This is a genomic window from Micrococcaceae bacterium Sec5.1, assembly GCA_039636795.1.
Lineage (GTDB): Bacteria > Actinomycetota > Actinomycetes > Actinomycetales > Micrococcaceae > Arthrobacter.
This window is the reverse complement of record CP143430.1, coordinates 2035759-2053366: the sequence shown is the minus strand read 5'-3', so window position 1 is coordinate 2053366 and position 17608 is coordinate 2035759. Positions and strand designations below refer to the sequence as shown.

At 58.7% G+C, this 17608-nt stretch carries 19 protein-coding genes; 5 read left to right on the top strand and 14 right to left on the bottom strand.

Features of this window, described 5'->3' with window-relative positions; genetic code table 11:
* The first annotated feature begins 330 nt into the window (after positions 1 to 330).
* Together VUN82_09525 and VUN82_09520 are read left to right on the top strand one after the other, a co-directional pair.
* The gene (locus VUN82_09525) at positions 331 to 825 is read left to right on the top strand and encodes a hypothetical protein (GenBank protein XAS74044.1); all 495 of its coding nucleotides are present in this window, start codon (positions 331 to 333) and stop codon (positions 823 to 825) included.
* A gap of 99 nt (positions 826 to 924) precedes the next feature.
* Complete coding sequence (locus VUN82_09520; GenBank protein XAS74043.1) at positions 925 to 1245, top strand: hypothetical protein; 321 nt, start codon at positions 925 to 927, stop codon at positions 1243 to 1245.
* A 232-nt stretch (positions 1246 to 1477) separates the two neighbouring features.
* Here the strand turns inward: VUN82_09520 and VUN82_09515 are convergent, their stop codons facing one another.
* The 3 genes from VUN82_09515 to VUN82_09505 form a co-directional block, all read right to left on the bottom strand.
* Positions 1478 to 1798: a hypothetical protein gene (locus VUN82_09515; GenBank protein XAS74042.1), complete on the bottom strand. Its 321-nt coding sequence runs from the start codon at positions 1796 to 1798 to the stop codon at positions 1478 to 1480.
* Positions 1799 to 2095: 297 nt separating this feature from the next.
* Positions 2096 to 2476, bottom strand: coding sequence for an STAS/SEC14 domain-containing protein (locus VUN82_09510; protein XAS74041.1), 381 nt, complete (start codon positions 2474 to 2476; stop codon positions 2096 to 2098).
* A gap of 159 nt (positions 2477 to 2635) precedes the next feature.
* On the bottom strand, positions 2636 to 3016 hold the full coding sequence (locus tag VUN82_09505; protein XAS74040.1) for an STAS/SEC14 domain-containing protein: 381 nt from the start codon (positions 3014 to 3016) through the stop codon (positions 2636 to 2638).
* A 217-nt stretch (positions 3017 to 3233) separates the two neighbouring features.
* Here VUN82_09505 and VUN82_09500 point away from each other — a divergent pair, with 217 nt between their 5' ends.
* Positions 3234 to 3626 carry a nuclear transport factor 2 family protein gene (locus VUN82_09500; protein XAS74657.1) on the top strand — a complete coding sequence of 131 codons (393 nt, stop codon included), beginning with the start codon at positions 3234 to 3236 and terminating at the stop codon, positions 3624 to 3626.
* Positions 3627 to 3718: 92 nt separating this feature from the next.
* Here VUN82_09500 and VUN82_09495 read toward each other — a convergent pair whose 3' ends face one another.
* From VUN82_09495 to VUN82_09445, 11 genes are all read right to left on the bottom strand, one after another.
* Positions 3719 to 4612 carry a MurR/RpiR family transcriptional regulator gene (locus VUN82_09495; protein ID XAS74039.1) on the bottom strand — a complete coding sequence of 298 codons (894 nt, stop codon included), beginning with the start codon at positions 4610 to 4612 and terminating at the stop codon, positions 3719 to 3721.
* Between the two features lie 108 nt (positions 4613 to 4720).
* Entirely contained in the window at positions 4721 to 5902 is a 1182-nt protein-coding gene (locus tag VUN82_09490) for an amidohydrolase (protein XAS74656.1), read from the bottom strand.
* A 17-nt stretch (positions 5903 to 5919) separates the two neighbouring features.
* Positions 5920 to 7074 (bottom strand): amidohydrolase family protein, encoded by a 1155-nt coding sequence (locus VUN82_09485; GenBank protein XAS74038.1) that lies wholly within the window; start codon positions 7072 to 7074, stop codon positions 5920 to 5922.
* Positions 7064 to 8362 carry a glutamine synthetase family protein gene (locus VUN82_09480; GenBank protein ID XAS74037.1) on the bottom strand — a complete coding sequence of 433 codons (1299 nt, stop codon included), beginning with the start codon at positions 8360 to 8362 and terminating at the stop codon, positions 7064 to 7066. Before VUN82_09480 ends, VUN82_09485 begins: the two co-directional genes overlap by 11 nt.
* Entirely contained in the window at positions 8359 to 9753 is a 1395-nt protein-coding gene (locus VUN82_09475) for an ArgE/DapE family deacylase (protein XAS74036.1), read from the bottom strand. Before VUN82_09475 ends, VUN82_09480 begins: the two co-directional genes overlap by 4 nt.
* Positions 9743 to 10792, bottom strand: coding sequence for a branched-chain amino acid ABC transporter permease (locus VUN82_09470; GenBank protein XAS74035.1), 1050 nt, complete (start codon positions 10790 to 10792; stop codon positions 9743 to 9745). Before VUN82_09470 ends, VUN82_09475 begins: the two co-directional genes overlap by 11 nt.
* Positions 10792 to 11661: a branched-chain amino acid ABC transporter permease gene (locus VUN82_09465; GenBank protein XAS74034.1), complete on the bottom strand. Its 870-nt coding sequence runs from the start codon at positions 11659 to 11661 to the stop codon at positions 10792 to 10794. The genes VUN82_09470 and VUN82_09465 overlap by 1 nt, the downstream gene beginning before the upstream one ends.
* Positions 11654 to 12433, bottom strand: a complete 780-nt coding sequence (locus tag VUN82_09460; GenBank protein XAS74033.1) for an ABC transporter ATP-binding protein — start codon at positions 12431 to 12433, stop codon at positions 11654 to 11656. The genes VUN82_09465 and VUN82_09460 overlap by 8 nt, the downstream gene beginning before the upstream one ends.
* A complete protein-coding gene (locus tag VUN82_09455) occupies positions 12430 to 13188 on the bottom strand; it encodes an ABC transporter ATP-binding protein (protein XAS74032.1) in 759 nt (252 codons plus the stop codon). The genes VUN82_09460 and VUN82_09455 overlap by 4 nt, the downstream gene beginning before the upstream one ends.
* Complete coding sequence (locus VUN82_09450; GenBank protein XAS74031.1) at positions 13185 to 14462, bottom strand: ABC transporter substrate-binding protein; 1278 nt, start codon at positions 14460 to 14462, stop codon at positions 13185 to 13187. The genes VUN82_09455 and VUN82_09450 overlap by 4 nt, the downstream gene beginning before the upstream one ends.
* A gap of 79 nt (positions 14463 to 14541) precedes the next feature.
* Positions 14542 to 15570: an ornithine cyclodeaminase gene (locus tag VUN82_09445; GenBank protein ID XAS74655.1), complete on the bottom strand. Its 1029-nt coding sequence runs from the start codon at positions 15568 to 15570 to the stop codon at positions 14542 to 14544.
* A 297-nt stretch (positions 15571 to 15867) separates the two neighbouring features.
* On the opposite strand from VUN82_09445, the gene umuD reads away from it, so the two are divergent.
* Positions 15868 to 16299: a translesion error-prone DNA polymerase V autoproteolytic subunit gene (umuD, locus tag VUN82_09440; GenBank protein XAS74030.1), complete on the top strand. Its 432-nt coding sequence runs from the start codon at positions 15868 to 15870 to the stop codon at positions 16297 to 16299.
* Positions 16292 to 17590, top strand: a complete 1299-nt coding sequence (locus VUN82_09435) for a Y-family DNA polymerase (GenBank protein ID XAS74029.1) — start codon at positions 16292 to 16294, stop codon at positions 17588 to 17590. The genes umuD and VUN82_09435 overlap by 8 nt, the downstream gene beginning before the upstream one ends.
* Positions 17591 to 17608: the final 18 nt, after the last annotated feature.

Here is a 17608-nt window from a genome sequence, read left to right as displayed (position 1 = left end):
GTCTGTTCAATGAAGGGCATTGCTTCAGGGGCTTCCCGCAGATCCCCAAACCAATCGAGGGCCTCGTCATTTCCGAAACTGCCGGTCGACCAAGTTCCCATTGCAAACTCCCGTGTTTTTAGTGCCGCTCACTTAGGCAGCTCAAACGTTCATGTTCATAACATTCCAGCCGGGCCGACTCACCCTATCGTCAGGCACTGGTCTGGACCGGCCTTTGCTGCAAGCCGGAAACCTGCGTGTCGCATTCTTTGGAAGCGGTCGGATGGTTGAGATGCCCCCAGTCCGCTGACTGGACGTGACAACGTCATCAATTGCGCGCAGGCTGGTCCGATGGGGGAAAGGAAGCGCGGCCAGGCCGATGGGCAGCGGGGCGAGGCACGGTCGACGTCGGTTGCGGTTGCGATCCTCTATATAGCCAGGGTCGTTACTTCTCTCATGATCATTGGCGGGCTTGGTCTGGCCATCTGGATGTACGTGTGGTCCCGGGAGGTGATCGCAACATACCCTGTCGAGCCTGACAACGACGTAACACGCGGGTTCTTCATCGGCGTGGCTGGCGGCCTTGGAATAGCAGGACTCTCCGTCGTGGCCCTTGTCGGATTAAGCCGCGGAAGGCGCTGGGGCGGCATTGTTGACGTGTTCCAGTGGGTTGTCATTTGGTTGCCCTTCTCGTTTGGCCTTCAACAGTTCTCAGCTGATGCCTTCGCGATCTCCACCACCGTGTCCCTGGCGGGTGCGCTGGTGGGCGTGCTGGCGTTCATTGCTGCCCCGCGAGGCCGCCTCGCCAAGGGCAGGCCCGGCGTGAGGCTTGGGCCTGAGACCTGAAGCGGTGGCGCACAACTCTATCGTCCGCTAAATGGCAGGCGTAATCTGAGTGGAATTCAATACCATCCAGCAAAGCCCGGCAGAAGGGGACGTCCAGGCATGAGCATTAAACACGAATGGAATCGGCTCGACTCGGAAACACGGACATGGCTCTTGGAGAATCCAGCGTGCCTTGTTCTGCCCGAAGCTCTATCAAGAAGGGTCAGCAACGAAGGATACAAAGACGTAGAGTACGACGTGCACGGGCAGGTTGTACTTTCCCGTGATGATCACGATTTCCTCCGGGACAAAGCGGAGGCCGCCGGCACCATCCGCATTCCGGATACGGAATACCGATTCTTCGACACGGCGCCCATACCGATCATCGGGACACCGTCCACTGGAAAGCATGCCCAAGAGTCGGCCAATAAAGGCCCGTAGGAGCAATTACCAAGCTTCCACTAGAGATGAACGCAACACCAGCGAAAGCCCATGTGTTTGTGAATCCGTTGTTTCGACCAGCGCGCCTAAAACGCGGAAGGCTGACCGCCTTCGGGTCGCACATGCTGCTGGGAGATCGCTACCCAAAGCGGGCATAGATCGTGCGCAAATACCAAGCGGCCAGACAGAAACCCACAAACCAAGCCAAGGAATGGGGCCATCTATCTCGATGCTACTCCTCAGGCGGTTTCGCCCTTGCTCCAGTAGCCGGACTGAGGGCCAATGGGAGTCTCTGGACCTTCAAGGGGAAAAGAGCAAGCGAGGCGAGCAGGACGACGGCTGAGGTAAAAGCAATTCCTGGCAGACCCTGGAAAGCAGTCAGAGGTGGCAAGACGATCATGATCAGGGCAAGGAGCCCGATCCCGACGAGGTGGATTGTTTGGTAAGTCCATTCTGTCCGGGAACCACTCTTGAGGGTCATTCGGAATCGTCCGGACCAACCGAGTCCGTACCCAAAAATCACGAACACGATAAGTATGATTCCTTTGGTCATTAGCAGCGCCTGGTGGAGACCAAGGATTGGGATGCGAAACGCGCTCCATTCTGGGCGGCTAAGGCTCTACCAATATTCATGCCAGAACTTTCTACAGAACAGAAGCGACTCAATCCGAATTCGCGTTTCAAAACTGTTCCACTCGTTAGCTTCGTTCTCGCGGCGCTGAAGATCCAGAGCTGACACACCGCGATTTAGTGCTGTTTCGAACTCCTGGGACCACGGAATCCGTAGCCCTCCTGATATGTGGGATGGTCGATCTCGCGGCCCCCGGCCCTGAAGAGGCCGTGGCCAGCGTTACGGAACGGTCGTCTGGAGTAGCCAGGACATGGCCTCATCGCGGGAGGTGAAATACCGAGTAGGACAAGGGAGTGTCCGCCGAGCCATAGCAAAGTTGGCAATGACACGAGTGACCGGACTTGAGCCAAGCAGGGCAATCCGTGAAGCGGCGCACTTGACGCTGAAAACAGTCCTGGCCTGACGGGTCACCGCCTGAGTGTTCGCTATGTCGATCAACATCGGGTACTCGGCACCGGCGGCAAGTTCATTGACCTTTGCCATCGCCGCATGTACGTCAGCAGCCTCCAGAACAGTCGCCGGATGCCACACCAGCTGGAGAACTTCTTCGGCATCGAGTTCAACTGTGCCCTTGCCGCCGTCAACAGTTGTTGGCTTCATTTACTCCCCCAGAGTCTTGTGGAGCTAAGACTAGCTGCCTGCTTGAATATGCGCACCGGAACGAACGGACAAAGGCGTGCAATTCGTCGCAAATGCTGCTTCTGAATGGACGTAGACGGTCAGTCTTGTCCGATTTCGTTGGATATGGGCACAGTGGTGTCAGGAAACGGGTGCCTGGAGCAGCCAGGACATCGCCTCATCGCGGGAGGTGAAATACCGAGTGGGACACGGGAGTTTCCGCCGTGCCATGGCGAAGTTGGCAATGACCCGATTGAGTGGGCTTGAGCCAAGCAGGGCAATTCGTGAAGCGGCGCACTTGACGCTGAAAACAGACTTCGCCTGAAGGGTCACCGCTTGAGTGTTGGCTATGTCGATCAGCAACGGGTACTCGGCACCGCCGGCAACCTCATTGACCTTTGCCATCGCTGCATGTACGTCATCGGCCTCCAGAACAGTCCCCGGTTGCCACACAAGGTAGAGAATTCCTTGGGCGTCGAGTTCCACTGTGCCCTTGCCGCCGTCGACGGTGATTGGTTTCATCTCTTGCTCCCCCAGAGTCTTGTAGAGCTAAGAGTAACTGCCTGTTTAAAGATGCGCACCCAAACGACCAGTCAAAGTTGGCGGCGCCGGGAAGCTCCTATGACTTGACCTCACCGAGCGCCGGCTATTGAGCGTCCGGATACCGAAGCGGATACTGGTTGGGTCAACAGGCTTAGGCCGTTGTAAAAATACCGACAAGGATGACGGGGTGTTCGATATGGGAGCTGCAGAAAACGCTGAACTCGTTCGGCGCGGGTACGAGGCCTTCAACACTGGGGATTTGGCGACCCTTGGCGAACTATTCGCGGAGGACGCAGTCTGGCACGCGGCAGGAAGCGGCGTGCTGTCAGGCAAGAAAGAAGGACGCGAAGCCATCCTGGCCTACTTTGGTGAGCTGGGCTCACGCTCCCAGGGGTCGTTCCAGGCGAATGTCCAGGACATCGTAGGCGGGGAAAACCACACCGTGGGGATCCAGCAAAGCCACGCGGAAAACAACGGAAAGACTTTGGACGTGGCGTCGGCCATCGTGTTCGTGCTCCGCGACGGAAAGGTTGTCGAGGGCCGGGAGTTCTTCGAGGACACCGCCAAGGCGGACGAATTCTGGACCTGAGTTCTGGAATTGTCCAAGCCGGAGAATTGAGAACTCCAAGGGGTAAGGAACCCGATAGTCACAGCCCCAACTCTCTATCTTGTGTATGAAGCTTAGTCGGCCAGCACTGCGCCATGGCTGGCTTCCAAAATGCGCATACGGTGATCGGCCGCATGCCCAAGCTTGACGTGGACCGCTGCGATGAGGGCTTCCACCAACACCGTTGCCGGCACGATGCTGTCGAAGGAACCGGCCGCCTCCACCCGCGCCGGCAGAACGACGTCCGCGACAAAGGAAACCGGAGAGAGCCACGGGTCCGTGATGAGGACAATCTTTGCCCCCTTCTCACGGGCTGCCTTTGCCAGGTCAACGGTGTCTTTTTGGTAGCGGCGAAAATCGAAGAAGACGCAGACATCGCGTTTGCTGAGGTCAGCTATGAATGTGGAGTCATTGTTAGGATGCTGGGCGTGCACCACGGTGTTGGGTCGCATCAGGCGAAGGTGCAAGTCCAAGTAGGTGGCCAGCAGGTGAGAGAACCTGCCACCGACCGAAGTAATGTCCAGTGACGTATTGCATAGAAGCGCAACGGCACGGTCGAACTCGTGCTCCGGAAGCGAGGCGACCGTGCTCTCGATGCCCTGGACCGCCGTCTCTGCCACTGACTGAGCCAATTCTGGAGCGGCTGAATCAACTCGTATTTTGCCTTGGAGGGTCAGCGGCGATGCCCGCCGCGCCTGCACTTCTTCGCGTAGGGCATCCTGGAAGTCCCGGTACTTGTTGAAGCCCAATCTGCTGACGAACCTGAGCACGGTGGGGGCACTGACATTTCCTTTCTTGGCAAATTCAATTGTGGACTCGAGCCCTGCAGTCGGGTAGTTGGCGAGGAACACACGGGACAGCTTGTGCTCTGCCGGAGAAAGCGAACCCTGAATTTGACGGATTCGGTCCGCCAGGGTCAACCGGGCAGATTGGTTCTCAGACTGTTCAAACTGTCCGGACTGCGTCATGGCGTTCCTTTCTTGCACAGACGGCAAAGCTGGAAGTTGGTATGAACTCCTCCGCTTTTATCCCCATTCAATCAGGAAACCCAGAACGGCTTGAGCAGTAGCCTGCCGTCAGCTTGTTGGAGCAGCGACCAGGGGCAGCTCGTGGGCGGGCAGTAACGTCCTGGCGGCGCCAACGTATCCAGCCAGCAGTGCATGCGCTACATCATGGACATGAGAGTCATCGGGCACGAAAGTGCTTGAGTGCAGCCGTTCCCCGGTTCCGCTGGTACCCACGAACATCATCAATGAAGGCATCCTTTCCGAAAAATACGAAAAATCGTCGGAGCCTGCCGACCTGAGATTGCTGTCCACTTCCAAGCCCAGAGCCAGCAGTAGAGGGGCAGTCGCCTTGACGATGTGCACATCATTTTCCAGGACGGGTTCGCCTTCGGTGACGCTGACTTCGCCGCTGCAGCCGTGCGCAGCAGCAACCAGGTGCACTGTCTCGGCAAGACGACGCAGCACTTCCTCCCTCACTGGGGTGGCCATGGTGCGGACAGTTCCCCGGGCGGCGGCGGTCCCCGGTATGACATTGGCCGCGGTACCAGCTTGAAGGGTCGCAATGGTGAGCACGACCGAGTCCATGGGATCCACGTTCCGGCTCACGATGTTTTGCAAAGAGACCACTACGTGGGATAGCGCCAGGACAGGATCCGCTGCAATGTGCGGGTAGGCAGCGTGGCCGCCCCTTCCACTGATGTTGATGATGAACTCGTCCGATGAGGCATTCACGGCCCCCGGTGTGCACGCTACCGTCCCTCCGGGTAGCAGCGGCTGAATATGGGCCGCGACTGTGGCACGCACATCTTGCTCCGCCAGTATCCCTGTTGCGCAGATGTCCTTTGCCCCGGACGGGTACGTTTCTTCCCTGGGTTGCAAGACCAATGCCGCGGGAGCTGCACCGGGTGTTGAGTGGAGAGCCCTGGCCAAGGCAACGACGGCAGCCAGATGGACATCATGCCCACAGGCGTGCATGACACCTGCCCTTTGGGAAGCCCAATCGACTTCGGAATCTTCCACGGCCGGCAGCGCATCCAGCTCAGCCCGGATAGCGATCGCCTTGCCGGGCCCGCCGATTCGCAATACTGCCCCGGTTCCGGCCACAAACTGGGTCTGCAGGTCGCCAGGCAATGCATTCAAGACCAGATCAAGGGTGGGTCCCTCGGAACCGGATAAATCCGGCATGCTGTGCAATTTGTGGCGCAGTTCTATTGCATGTGGAATTTCCTGATCAATGCGGCTCCTGAGCACTTCAAACAGTTCAGAATTCACTTCTCCCCCAGCTCATAGACGCGCACCGCGTTATCCCTTCCGACCATGTGAACCACTCGAATGGCATCCTCCTCAGCCCAGTCCCCATCACGAACCCAAGCCCCCAGGACCTTGCCCATTCCTTCGCGCCATAGTCGCGCGCCGAGGTAATGGAGTTCCGGAGGCCCCCATGCGTCCGTTGAAAACAGGATTTTGGAGAACGGTGCCAACTCGAAAGACTCTTTGATCAGTTCCAGAGACTGAACGCCTGTGTAGTTGGTCCCCAGCCCGACGTCGAAGTAGACGTGCGGGAACACCTGCGCAAGATAGCCTGCATGCCGGTGGAACGGGTAGCAGTGGAGAAGGAGTACGTCCACCTTCAACGATTCAATCAGCTTTAACCAGGGAACCAGCAGCAACGGGTCGCAGGCCTCCAGACGCAGGTCGGGATCGCCGTACCCAGTGTGCATTTGAATGGGCAGGCCACGGTCGACGCCGGACCAGAGAAAGAATCGTAAAAGCACAGGATCCGAAACACGAAGCGAGTAGCCGGCTGCTACCAAACGGAGCCAGGAAGCAGCCGCCTTCACCACTTCTTCTTTGGAGGGCCTGATTGGATCAAAGTCGAACCCATGTCGGTAGGCGATGATGCTCTTGACTCCCACCGCGTTCTGGGTTGCCAGGGCAAGCCGGGCCGTATAGGCGTTAGCGAAATCGGCGGCTGATACGCCTTCCCACGCCAAAGACTCCGCTACTGATTCGAGTCTGACAACCTCACCTACCGTGGCTGAGCTGATGCGCTCCATCCCCGAAAGGCCGTGGATTTGATCACCGCGATATCCGGTTTCGACCAGGAAATGACCTATCCCCGCAGACTTGAGCAGGCGTGAGGTTACTTCCGACGACCCGAGCCCCACACGCCGTTCAAAGTACGCGTCGGCACTCGCATGTGCAGGAAGGCCCAACAACGGCGCACACCAACGACGAATCGCGAATCCCAATTGCGAATCGAATTGGGTCATCCATTCAGGAATGGGCCTGTCCGACTCCGTCAGCAGTTCCTCCAGCGAGGACCGGTCAACGTCATCCTTCAACGCACCGTGGACATGATGGTCCACCAAGGGGATTTCCTCGATGGTGGTCAGGAGATCTTCTACGGAATTAGTAGACATCAGATACCGCTTTGACTCGGGCAGCATCGTCGAGTGTGGCCACGTGGGCGAGCTCATGCCGCTTGACCGCCAAATAGGTTGCCAACAGATCAGGATGGAACCACGACGTCACGGTCTGGTCCTTTTCCAATGCCAGGAGCGCGTCCTGGAGTGTACGAGGCAGTCGAGGTACGTCGTTCAATTCAGCCGGGTCTGCCGTCTCCGGGAAAATGTCTGGTTCGGGGTACTCGTCGCCGCCTACGATTCCGGCCAGACCGGCCCGGAGCAGGACACCAAGCGTGAGCCACGGGTTGGCGGTTGCATCCGCTGCCCTGTACTCAAGATTGAACTGGTGGTCCGGAGCAGATCCACCTGCCGAACTGGTCGGGCAGATTCGTAGAAGAGCCTCCCTGTTTCGTTCCGCCAGGAATATTCCCCCTACACTCCATCGGTCCGGCGCCAGGCGCATGAAGGAAACCGGGCTTGGCGCTGTCCAGGCCGTCAGCGCTTCGGCGTGACGCAGGATTCCTGCGCTGAATCTTGATCCGACTTCGGATAGGCGCGCCGGACGGGTGGCGTCGAACAGAACTGGAGTACCGCCGTCGTCGACCAAACTAATGTGGACATGGACGCCGGTACCGGTACCACTCGGTTCCTGAAGCGGTGCGAAGGAAGCTCTGAGGCCGCGTCGGATTGCCAAATCGCGGACCAATTCGCGCAAGAGCACCGCCCTGTCTGCTGCGGTGAGGGGGTCGCTCGGTTCCACCGTGATTTCAAACTGGTTCGCCCCGTATTCAGGCAACCAGTTCTCCGGTGCGAGACCACAATCCGTCAAGAGACGCAGGAGGTCCATTCCGAACGGATCGGCGTCGAGGTGCCTGCGCAAGGAAAACGGAGCCGATTGAGGCAGGCCCTCCACAACGAACTCGTGTTCGAAAGTGGCGATAACGCGCAGGCCCGTTTGCTCTCGAAAGTCGTTGATGGCCCGGCGCAGGAAGGTCCTGGGACAGCAGTCCCAGTCGGTTCCGTCAGGTTGCGTTTGGTCGGCGAGCAGAATCCTTAGTCCGCCCTGATTGGGGCCATCGACCACGGTGATTTCCGTGGCCTCGTCCGGCATAAGGCGCAGGTCCCCGGTTGAACCGAAGGCGCTGCCAGGCACGATGCTGCCGAAAGCTGAAATGCCAAGGTTGGCCGGCACCCAGCCCAGTCCCGAGCGAAGGACAGAGCCGTAGGCTTCCCCGGGTGCGCCTCGTCCTTTGACCTGACCAGCGAGATCGCAGGTTGCAACGAATATATCGGGGGTGTTCACGGGAGCCTCCGGCCGGTCGTGGGTGGATTGATGCTGGATTCAGTAGCCGAGACGCCGCAATAGTCCATTGCAGACAGGGCGTACGTCTTTACTGCGGTGATGATCTGGTGGATTGGCACGTATTCGTTTTCGGCGTGCGCGGTTCGCCCAACCCCAGGACCGTAAACGAGCCCGCCGATACCTTGGGCATCCATCCATGTGAGATCGCAGACACCCAGGAACCCCTCTTGCTTGGGAGGGGTGGCCAGGTCAAACCCGCCCACGGAATCACTGTGGGCCTTCATGACCGCGGGGATGAGCTCATGGCCGGCCGCCGCGGTGTACGGCGGCCAAAGGAGCTTCCAGTCGAATTCAGGACGGTGGGTGCTCAGCCACGGATCGTTGGCACAGGCCTGACGCACGGTTCGTTCGATCTCGTCGATGACTTCGTCGTTGCTTCGCTCAGGATGATGGTAGACGCAGTATTCCACTGTGAGCGTGTCGGCGAGGAAGAACGGTACCAGGACGCCCTCCGGGTTTCCACGGATCACTCCAGGCAACAGATTGAAGTAGCCCGGCTGGAAAAGGGGGTGCCTGTCGCGCCGCGCCCAAGTATCTTCCAACTGCCGCAGGGCCTGGTAAATAATCCAGAACTTATCGATGGTATTGACGCCCAAAGCGTCGCCTTCGAGGGTTGGATGAATAGTAAGACCCCGCAGTCCTGAGTGCGCAGCTTTGCCGACAAGAGACAGCGAGAACCACAACAGGCCCGGCGTGGTGGGAACCAGATTGGGGGCTGCGTCCGAGAAGTTCGACGGTTCGCAGACGATTGCGGCGTCGGCCCCATATCCCGCCTGTAAGGCTGCCGTTGTACCCGAGAGGTGGTCACCGACTTCTTCTCCCACGACCGCCTGCAGTACGAGGTCTCCTTTGAGCCGGATACCTGCGGTGGCTAATGCGATGGCAGCATATGCCGTGGCGACTGTGCCGGCTTTGTTATCCGTAGCTCCCCTGCCATGAACCGCGTCATCGGTAATCAACCCGGAGAACGGCGCGTGATCCCAAAGACCTTCCCGGTTGGGCGGCACAACATCGACGTGCCCGTTGAGCAGCAGCGAGCGGCCACCGCCCGTTCCGGCAATCCGCCCGCAAGCATTGTCCCGGCCTTTCTCAACTGTGACGAGTTCCGTGGAGGCTCCGGCTTCGCGATGAAGATCGTTCATGAGCGCGCTCACCTCACCCTCACCGCCCACAAGCTTCTGGTAGTCCTGACCGGGATACTTGGGGTTTATGCTCGGGATCCTGACTGCGTCGGCGACGGACTGCACGATCCTGGGCGCCAGACGATCCACAGCGTCCAGGACCGCCTTTCGCTGGTTCTGCTCTGCCCGGGCAGTGGAATCAATGGACATGCGTGGTCTCCTCGACTTCCATAGTCCGGCTTGCGGGTTTTTGGAGTGCTCTATGGGCGGATTTGTTCGGGTTTCCCGGAAGTAGCCTCCGCGCTCTGGTCCATACGTCTTCGAAGAGCCCGGAAATGCCGCGTGGAAGGAAAATGAGAACCAGAAGGGTTCCAACGCCGATGATGATCGCACGCACAGGCCCAAGGTCAGTGAGTTGGCGGTCGATGACGGTGACTATCAATGCCCCCAGGACCGGACCCCAGATGTGGCCGGTACCGCCGAGGAAGATCATGCTCAAGCCAAGGGTGACGAATCCGAAACTGAAGAGTGTGACGTCCGCAACGCGGAAGTACGCAACATAAAGGGCTCCTGTGACTCCGGCGACTGCTCCGCTGAGGATGAAGGCAAGGAGATGCTGCCTTATGCGGTTCATTCCGCGGCTCACGGCAAGGTTTTCATTGTCGCGCAGTGCGATGAGGCTCTTGCCGAACGGGCTGCGAAGGGTGGTACGGAGCAGAACCAGGAGCAGGACCACTGCCCCGCCGAGCAACCATAGGTAACCCAATCCCGAGTACTTTGCGAAGGAAAAATCTCCTACGCTCAGTGCCGGTACGCCTGTCAGCCCACTGGATCCGCCGGTGATTCCGGGAATAGCCAACACCAGGTAGTAGCAGAGCTGAACGAAGACGAAGGTGATCAGTGCGATATAAATGCCTCGCATGCGTATCACCGGGACATAGGCCAGGGCACCAGCCAGCCCACCGGCAACGGTTGCCAGTATGAGCCCAAGCCATGGATTCATATCCCATGTCACTGTGGCAACGGCCATCGCGTAGCCACCTACCCCGAAGAAGCCAACGTGTGCGAAGTTGAAGATACCGCCGATACCCAGCGTCAGGTTCCAGCTGGCCGCGAGCAGGGCGTAAATGAGAGCTGTCGCGGCCAGCAGGCGTGCAGAGCCGCTGATGACGACATACGGCAGCAAGGCGGCGGCAAGCAAGAGCAACGGCCACGTCGCGAAGCGCTTGAGGGATCCAAGAATGTTCATCACGAACGTCCTTTCACTAGACCTTGGGGGCGGACCAGCATGATGAGGACCAGGACGATGAATACGGCTACAGGGCTCCATTGCAGACCGAGCCAGTACGTTGTGCCCGCCTCCAACAGGCCTATGGTGAAGGCCCCGACCAAGGTTCCCCACAAAGTCGCCGACCCGCCAAAGACCAGGACGACAAAGGCAGTCAGCAGGGGTTCAAAGCCCTTGGTGGGCGTTATGGTGGTGGTCGTTCCGTAAACGAAGGCAGCGGCGCAGGCCAGAATTGACGCCACCGCAAATACGCCGGCGTATATGCGCGCTGGCCTGATTCCGACGAGCATTGCCATGTCCCGGTTTTGTTCCACTGCCCGGACGGCCATCCCCCACTTCGTCTTGCGCAGCAACGTAATCAGTCCTATGACTAGAACTAATGCCAGGGCCAGGGCAATGAGGGTGGAGCTTGCGATTTTTACGTCGCCCAAAGCAAATGTTGAGTTGCTCACGGACTTTATCTGCTTGTTCTGCGGTCCCCAGATTAGTTGTGCCGCGCCTTCGACTGCGTTGGCGATGGCGAGGGTCGAAACCATGACCAAGAGAGTTCCGTTTGGCCTGCTGATGAATGGTCGGACGGCGACTAAGTCCAGAAGCATACCCAGTAGGGCCAGCAAGGGAATCGCAGCGGCGAAAGCGAGGAGTACCGGGAGCCCGACCTTTTCTGAGAACGTCCAGATGAGGTAAGCGCCCAGCAGCAGCAGCGCGCCATGAGCGTAGTTGAAGACTCCGAGCGTGGACCAGATGAGGGACAATCCGCTGGCCATCAATGAGTACAGCGACCCAAGTACGACGGCTGAGACCAGGATGGAAAGGAGCGCATCAGACATGCTTGTCTCCTTCAATATTGTTGGTAGCGGATGACGGGTGGGAACCGACGTACATATCCATGACTTCCTCGTGGCTGGGCTTGATGTCGGTGGTTCCGCTGGAGGCGATCCGTCCGAGCTCCACAAGATGCCAACGGTCCGTGAGTTCGAAGAGGAACTCAATATCGCCGTCGGCGACTATCAGCGATAGACCCAGTCGGCGGACTTCGTGGAGTGTGTCAAGGATTTCGTACCGGATCTTGGGTGCCAGCCCGAGAGTTGGTTCATCCAGCACCAGAAGCTTGGGCTTGGCCATAAGGCCCATTCCGATGGCCACCATTTGGCGTTCGCCTCCTGACAGCGTGCCCACAAGTTGGCCTCGGCGTTGCTGGAGCTTGGGAAAGAGTCCCTGGACCATTTCCAGAGTCTCTTCCCGCTGGCCCCTCGCTGCCGGGATCGCGCCTGCCAAGGCCAGGTTCTCCCTGACGGTGAGCCTCGGAAAGAGCTGATTGCCTTGGGGCACATGCATCATTCCCTGATTGACTACCGTATAGGCGGGCATCCCGGTGATATCGCTGCCATCGAAGACAACCTGACCTGACGAGATCCTGCCCAGGCCCGAGATGGCGCGCAGGGCGGTCGTCTTTCCATGTCCGTTCGGACCCAACAGGGCCAGAGCTTCACCCGGGAGGACCTCGATGGAAAGTGATCGGACCACAGGCAGGCGGCCATATCCGGCCTCCAGGTCACTGACTCGGAGCAGGGGGCTAACGCTCTGCTGATCGGTGTTCATGCTGCGGCCTTCCCCAGATATGCCTCCATCACGCGCGGATCCGAAAGAACGGCGTCGGGGGTTCCTTCAACCAGGACTTCGCCAGCCGACATGATGACCATCCTTTTGGCTAGGTCGCGGATAAGACTGAGTACGTGCTCAATGATCAGCAGTGTCAGGCCGCCCTTCTGAAGTTCTCGCAACAGCAGGATCAGTTCAGCCTGATCTTCATCGTTGAGGCCTCCAGCTGGTTCATCCAGCATCAAGAGCCGCGGCTGTGAGACGAGGGCGCTGGCTATCATCAGCTTCTTTTTTGCGAGCAATGGTATGTCCGCCGCCCGATCATCCCTGTACCTGGTGATTCCGACGGTCTCCAAAGCAGCTTGCACGTCCCCTTTGCTTTGCTGGCGCCCGCCGAGGTACTGGTTGGCCACTGCAATGTTGTCCGAAACGCTCAACGAGGGGAACAGCTGTTCCGACTGGAAGGTTCGACGCATTCCCGAGCGAGCGATCCGGTGCGCGGGAAGCCTGTCAATCCGTACGCCGTCGAAGACAACCTCTCCGTCCGTCGGGCCGAACGGCACCCCGGAGATCAGGTTGAAGAGAGTACTTTTTCCGGCGCCATTAGGACCGGCAATCCCCAGAATCTCCCCCTCGTCAACATTAAGCGTGACGTTGTCCACGGCCACGAATCCCCCGAAGCGCCGACTGACCTGGCGTACTTCCAGTAGGTGCCCTGTAGACGTGCTGGGGGCAGGTAACTTGGCGATCCTCATTTCATCCACTCGGGCCTCTGGAACTTGCCGTCGGCGAACTCTTCGGGAGCGATGTTCAAGCGTTTGCCGTTTTGGATTTGGTAGTACGTCATCGGGATACCGTCCTTGCCGGCTACGGCCAGATGGGTTGTGGGATCAAAATGGACACGCCCGAGGGTGGTTTGTTTGTCCAGCTTGCCTAATGCAGCTCCCACTTCCTCTCGTTTTTTAGGATCCCCGACTTCCTTGACGGCGTCGGCCCACAGATAGACCTGTTCATAAAGGCCATAGCTATAAAGGCTCGGTTCGTTCTGGTAAGCCCCCGTAAGCTTCCGGGTAAGGTCCCTGGTTTCCGGCAATGCCGGCAATGGGGCAAACGGCAGGTTGTAAAGCACGCCATCAGCGTTCTTCCCTGCAAGCTCAGTGAACTCCGGGACGCTCGGGGCATACTGCGAAAACACCAATGACTGCGTGGGATTCTGGCGGAATTGAGTGAGGAATTTTGATGCATTTGCAGTCAAGTAGTCGAGGTTAATGATCACAGCCGGATCGACCTGCCGGATTTTGGTAATTTGCGTCGTCCAGTCGTCCACTTCCCCAAAGGGAACAGTGTCAGGGCCGGTCACCTCCCAGCCTTTTGCCTTGAAGTTCTTGTCCAGGCCAGACGCGATGCCATTGGAATATGCGTTGTCGCTGGAGATGATGTAGACCCTGCGATTAGTCAGTGGGAACGTGCCATCGGCGTTCCAGGCATCCAGTTGTTCAGGGATTCCAGTGCTGTAGCCCTCGTATGAAGGGGCAAGGGACCAAACACCTGGGTACTTCTCGGGGTTCTTGGCAATAATGTCCTGCGTTTGGGCGCTGTTGCCGCTGAGCAGGTACGGAATTCCAGCTTCTGCGAGCTGATCGATTTCGAAGTTGGTAGTGCTGGCGTAGCCGGTGACCACTGCCGCAACATCGGGGTCTGAGGTCAGTTGCGTCACAGCAGACGAGACCGCGTCCGACTTCTGGTCCCGTACGTCAAGGGCTTTGAGTTCAACCTTCCTGCCATCGATGCCGCCTTTGGCATTGATTTCGTCGACCGCGAGCCGTGCACCCTGTTCCATGAGCTTGCCATCGGCAGCAGCCACACCTGTGAGTGGGGCCAACAGACCGAGCGTGATGGCATCTTCGGATGTCCCGGAGTCACCACCTTCGCCGGTGGGAACGGTACAACTCACCATCGAAATGGCCATGAGCGCAGCTGCTGATAGAAGAAGGGAAGAACGTAAGTGGGGCTTGATTGAGGTGGACATAGCGCTCCGTGGGAGATGGGGATTTTGGTCTGGGTTGGGGAGTCATAGCTGGAAGCATTTGGTGGATGGAGTTAGTCCCCTAACCAATCGGGGATAAGACACCGACAAGACCGAACAGGTCTTTGGGATCGTCGGGATTGGCAACGAGATCAATGTCTTCAAAGAACTCGGAACCATCCACGGAGTCCCGCACATAACGCAGGGCTGCGAAGTCTTCCACAGCAAATCCGACGGAATCGAAGATAGTGATTTGATCTTCTGATGTGCGCCCGGGTGCGGCGCCAAGGAGGACCTTCCAGAATTCGGTAACGGCGAAATCGGCTGGCATCTGCTGGATTTCGCCTTCGATCCGCGTCTGGCTCTCGTACTCGACAAAGACGTCACCGATTTCCAGGATCAACGGATCCAGTTCCGTCTTTCCGGGGCAATCTCCACCGATGGCGTTGAGATGGACGCCAGGACCAATGTGCTGAACGCTTAGGATCGTGGCCTGGGCCTTGTCTGCCGTGCACGTCGTGATGACATCGGCGCCCTGAACGGCTTCCAGAGCAGATGAAGCCATGTCTATTTCGAATCCAAGCGGAACCATGTTTCGGATGAACTTCTGCACTGCGGCGGGATCAGTGTCCCAAACCCGCAGCTTCGCAACGCCCAAAGCCGTTCTCATGGCAAGTGCCTGGAATTCAGCCTGGCTGCCGGTTCCAATCATGGCCATGACCCTGGAATCCGGTCGAGCCAGTGCCTTCGCAACCATGGCGGACGTGGCGGCGGTGCGCAGCGCGGTAAGGATCGTCATTTCGGCAAGGAACGTTGGATAACCGTTGTGGACATCTGCGAGGACGCCGAATGCTGTGACGGTTTGGTAGCCACGTGCAGGATTGGCAGGGTGCCCGTTCACATATTTGAATCCGTAGGTCTCATGATCGCTGGTGGGCATGAGTTCTATAACGCCGTACGGGGTATGACTGGCTACCCGGGGCGTCTTATCGAACCGCGCCCATCGGCGGAAGTCTTCCTCCATGTAGTGGATCAGATCTTTGATGATCGTCTCCGGACCCTGGGATCTGACCCAGCTGATCATGTTGTGTACATCAACAAAGCGCGTCATCTGCGCTCCCTTCTTGTTGGTGCCGCTCGCGTCCTCGGGAACGGCTGATTCCATGATGCGTTACAAACAAACCAAAGTCACTAGTTTTGAAGAATTTGTTACATTTCTTTCAGAATCTGTCTGTCAGAGACGAGTGTCGCGCTTCCTGGTCAACGACGGCGTGGACGGTCACCTCCAGCTGCCCGGTCACTCACCTCCCGGATCAACGGACACCCGCTGCAACGTGGTGGGTGCTTACTATGTCGCAGCTCGGCAGTACACTGAACTATCGAACATATATTCGAATAAAGGTGTGTTGTGGGCGTGATAGTTGGCCCCCGTGTGATAGACGCGGGACTCTCTCTGGTGAAGGTGTTGCTGGCACCTGTTGCGGTGGCTGCAGGCTACCCTTCGCCGGCCCAGGACTACTTCGACGGCCGGATCGATCTAAACGAACACCTGATCAAGGACGTGACCAGCACCTTTATCGTCAGGGTCACCGGCCAGTCCATGGAGCAGGCCGGCATCAGCGACGGCGACGAGCTGATCGTCAACCGCGGACTGGAACCCAAGGACGGCTCCGTGGTCGTGGCTGTCCTTGACGGCGAGCTGACCATCAAGCGGCTGAGGATCACCGCCCACGGTGTCATCCTGCAGGCCGACAACCCGGACTTCCCCGATATCAAGGTTCCAGCGCTCTCGGACCTGACAATCTGGGGCGTCGCGACACGGTGTCTGCATTATGTCTAAGCCCGCGGTCATGCGCCGCATGCAGGAGATAGCGCACGTGGACGTGAACTGCTTCTACGCCTCAGCCGAGCGAGTCTTTAATCCCGCGTTGGAGGGTAGACCCCTCGTTGTGCTCTCCAACAACGATGGCTGCGCAGTAACCCGCTCTCCGGAAGCCAAGAAGCTCGGCGTTCCCATGGGTGAGCCGTGGTTCAAGCTCAGGCCCCGGGCCAAGGAATGGGGACTGGTGGCCCTGTCCAGCAACTACGAGTTGTATGGGGACATTTCTGCCCGGGTGATGGAGCTGCTGGGCCGCTACTCAGCCTGGCTGGAGGTGTACTCGATCGATGAGGCGTTCCTAGGCGTCAAAGGCGAGCCCGATGAGCTGCTGGCCCTGGGCCGGACGATAAAAGCCGCCTGTCGACGCCATGTCGGCGTGCCAGTGTGCGTGGGCATCGCACCCACCAAGACCCTGGCCAAACTTTGCAACAAATGGGCCAAGAACAACCCCGCCTTCGACGGCGTCTGCCGCTGGGAGTCTGTACCCGTGGATCAGCGCGAAGCGCTGATGGCGAAACTGTCGGTCATTGAAATCTGGGGCGTGGCCACACGGCTGACCAAGCGCCTGAACGCGATGGGGATCTTCTCCATCCTGGACCTCACCCGGGCCAACCCCGTGGCGATCCGCGACAAGTTCTCCATCGTCATGATGCGTACCGTGCTGGAGTTGCAGGGAACACCGTGCATTCCCATGGAGGAAGAGCGCATCGGCCGTGACCAGCTGATCTTCTCGCGCTCGTTTTCGACGCCCATCACGACGACGGCCGGGTTGCGGCAGGTCATGAGCGTCTATGCGCAGATGGCCAGTGCACGTCTGGCCAAACACGACCTGCAAGCCAAAGTGTTGACTGCGTTTGCTGCGACGTCGCACTTCAATCCGAACGAAAAGTCCTTCCCCTCGGTCTGCGTGGCGCTGCCGATGCCCACGGCGGATCCTTTGCTGCTGACCAGGGCAGCCCACGCCCTGCTCCCCCAGGTCCACGAAGGAGTGAAGTATGTTCGCGCCGGGATCATGGTCACGGATCTCCGGCCCACTGGTAATCAGAAGCCCTTGGAACTGTTCGAAAATCCGCACGAAGAACGCGGCATCGGCATGCTCCTGGAAGAGATCAGCAAACGATACGGCCGCGGCGCTATTGGACTGGGTCACGCCGGCATCAAAGGTGGCCCGGACTGGACCATGAAACGCGACATGCTCTCCCCCAGATACACCACGCACTGGGACGAGCTCCCCCTCGTCAAAGCCGCCTGACTGGCAGCTCACGAAATT